A 765-nucleotide genomic window follows, 5' to 3' on the forward strand; every position below is an offset into this window, starting at 1 on the left:
CGGCGCGGTCATCGCCGCCGCCGGGTCGCTGCCTGCGCCGCGGCGCGAGCTCGACGCCGACGTGTTCCAGCTCGACGGCCGGCCGCTCACGACCGGTGCGCGGGTCCTCGTGAAGCACGGCACCACGACCGTGCAGGCGATCGTCGCCGACATCCGCGGCCGCCTCGACCTCGACACGCTCGAGACGACGCCCGCCGCGGCGCTCGCGACCAACGACATCGGGCTCGTCCGGCTGAAGCTCGCCACCGACCTCGCGGCCCTGCCGTACGCCGCGCACCGCCGCGCGGGCGCGTTCCTCGTCATTCACCCGCAGGACGGCGCGACGCTCGCCGCCGGCATCGTCGTGGAGTCGACGGCGTGACCCGCCGCGGGCTCGGTGCACAGCTCGGCGAACTCGTCGCCGGCGTCGCGGTCGCCGCGGCGATCGTCATCGTGCCCGTGGTGGTCGGATCCGTCGGGCGGGCCGCCGCAGAGGGGCCCGGCGCGGCCGGGGCGACGGATGCCGCGGCCCTCCGCCTCGGCTACTTCGCGAACGTCACGCACCTGCCCGCCCTGGTCGGCCTCGAGACCGGCCTCCTCGCCGACGAGCTGGGCGAGGTCTCGACCGGGCTCGAGCCGCAGGCGTTCGCCGCCGGACCGGCCGCCGTCGAGGCGCTGAGCGCCGGGGCGATCGACGCCGCCTACCTCGGACCCAGCCCGGCGATCAACAGCTTCGTGCAGTCGGGCGGCACCTCGCTGCGGATCGTCGCGGGCGCGGTCGGCGGC

Annotated in this window: 2 protein-coding genes; both read left to right on the top strand. The window is 77.0% G+C overall.

All coding sequences use genetic code 11. The annotated features are described in order from the left end of the window. The coding region (locus ESO86_RS19560) for an elongation factor 1-alpha C-terminal domain-related protein (protein WP_422836515.1) at nucleotides 1-361 on the top strand (361 nt) is incomplete at its 5' end. Further along, the coding region (locus tag ESO86_RS17955) for an ABC transporter substrate-binding protein (protein WP_165308380.1) at nucleotides 358-765 on the top strand (408 nt) is incomplete at its 3' end. The genes ESO86_RS19560 and ESO86_RS17955, both read left to right, overlap by 4 nt.

This window comes from Agromyces binzhouensis (assembly GCF_004135055.1).
GTDB classification, from domain to species: Bacteria; Actinomycetota; Actinomycetes; order Actinomycetales; family Microbacteriaceae; genus Agromyces; species Agromyces binzhouensis.